Source organism: Streptomyces sp. NRRL B-24085 (assembly GCF_001282115.1).
GTDB lineage: Bacteria > Actinomycetota > Actinomycetes > Streptomycetales > Streptomycetaceae > Streptomyces.
The window spans coordinates 1-1,935 of sequence record NZ_LJBR01000668.1 but is presented as its reverse complement, the minus strand read 5'-3'; the positions used below and the strand labels follow the sequence as shown (position 1 = coordinate 1,935).

Annotated in this window: 1 protein-coding gene and 1 pseudogene; both read right to left on the bottom strand. The window is 76.6% G+C overall.

The genetic code is table 11. The features are described from left to right. Positions 1 to 1,240 (bottom strand): UbiA family prenyltransferase (locus AOJ26_RS43260; RefSeq protein WP_420713325.1); only part of this gene is annotated, 1,240 nt, incomplete at its 3' end. Continuing rightward, positions 1,237 to 1,935, bottom strand: a pseudogene (locus tag AOJ26_RS41040) (inositol-3-phosphate synthase); the annotation flags it as partial. The gene AOJ26_RS43260 and the pseudogene AOJ26_RS41040, both read right to left, overlap by 4 nt.

The window sequence follows — 1,935 nt, the reverse complement described above, 5'->3', positions numbered from 1 at the left end:
GGGCGAGGCGCAGGGCCGCGTGCGGGTCGAAGGGCTGGGAGCGGGGGCCGGGTGGGCGCCAAGGGCGTGTCAGCCGGGACGGGGCCGGGGCGGCCCGCTCCGCAAGGGGCGCCAGGCCGCGCGCACCGTGGGCATGTCGGCTGTCGTCGGTCCGAGTCGAGGGGAGCGAACGTTGTCGGGCCACCGTCCGCGTCAGGGCTGCGGTCACGGCGAGCGCCGCGAAGGGGGCCAGGGGTGAGCCGCCTTGGGCCTCCCCGCGGGACACCGACGTGACCGCGAGGGTGTGGGCACCGAGGAGAGCGGCGGAGGGCAGCGCCTCGCGGATACCGGGAGAAGTGGCGGCGGGAGACGTCTCACGGACGCCGGGGAGAACGGCAGACGGCCGATTACGTCGGCTGCCCGGCAGGAGGTCGGCTGCGGCTGCCGCCCCCGGCACCGCCCGGACCGCGTCGGCGACGGCAGCCGAAGGCCGCACGACAGCAGCCGAAGCCCGCACACCGGCTCCGCCGCGCCGACCGGATGTCCGCCCCACGATGCCCTGGCCGGCCTTCCGGCGCAGGCCGACCGCTCCGGCCGTCCGCTCCACGACGGCCCCGACGGTATTCCGGCGCAGGGCACCCGCCCCGCCGCCGCGGCTCTCGGTCCCTTCCCCCGCTGTCGCCGCCGCGCCGAGCAGCAGGTCCAGGCCTCGTGCTGTCGCCATGGCGAGCGGTCCTGCCGGGGTGTTCTTCAGGCCCAGGTCGTACGCCCAGACCGTGGCCGCGAGGGGCACCGCGACGGTGAGGGCGGGGCGGCCCGCGCATGCCGCCAGGGTGAGGCCCGCGCCGGTGAGGGCGCAGGCCGCGCCGAGGGCCGCAGAGGGCTGGATACGTCCGGAAGGGAGGGGGCGGTGGGGGCGTTCCACGGCGTCCACGTCGCGGTCGGCCCAGTCGTTGAGGGCCATGCCGGCCTCGTAGAGGCAGAGGGAGGAGGCGATGGCGAGGAGGGTGCGGGGGGTTGGGCGTGCGGAGGCCGCCGCCGCTCCGGCGAGGGCGTCGCCGGGGACGGTGAACAGGGCGGGCAGGCGCAGGAGTTCGGCCCAGGCACGGGCGCGGGCACGGCGCCGGTGGCGGGGTGTGGGAGGCGGTGGTGCGGGTTGTCGGGAAACCTCATGCGGCGGGACCGGGTTGAGGGGGATCATGGGCTCGGCCACCGCCGTCCTCTCGGGCGGAGCGCCCGTCGCTGCCCTGTCGGTCCTCACCGCTGCTCCTCCCCCGTACGGCCGCCGACCGGTCCCGGGACGTCGACGCCCTCCCGCGCCCCGTCCGGGGCGGGCTCGGCCCGGAGCCGTTCCGCGAACCTCACCAGCTCCATGTACTGCTCCCCCAGCCCCGAAGGCGCCTGCCCCACCGGGTCCTTGAAGTAGAAGGCCAGCTCGCCGAGCGGTCCGGACAGACCCCGCTCCTGGGCGCAGGCGGTCAGGCGTGCCAGGTCCAGGACGAGGGGGGCGGCCAGCGCCGAGTCGCAGCCCTGCCAGGTGGTCTGGAGGGTCATACGGGTCCCAGGCGGTCTTCCAGTCGCCGAGGGCGGGGACGTCGTCGATGTGCACCTCCCCCTCGGGGGTGGTGCCGAGGGTGTCGGCCAGGACCCGCTCCTTGCCGGCGTTCTTCGCCGCGGCGGCCGCCGGATCGGCGAGGGAGGCTCCGTCGCCGCCGCCCAGGAGGTTCGTGCCGGACCAGGCCCGGACCGTCAGGGCGCGCTGGGTGAACATCGGGCCCAGGACGGAGCGGAGCAGGGTCTGGCCGGTCTTGCCGTCGCGGCCCGCGTGGGGAAGGCCGGAGGATTCCGCGTGCCGTCGCAGCGAAGGGTGGTGCAGTCCGGTCGAGGGGGTGAAGTTGACGTAGGGGCAGCCCGCTCGCAGGGCCGCCGCGGCGTACAGGGAGCTCGGGGGGAGGG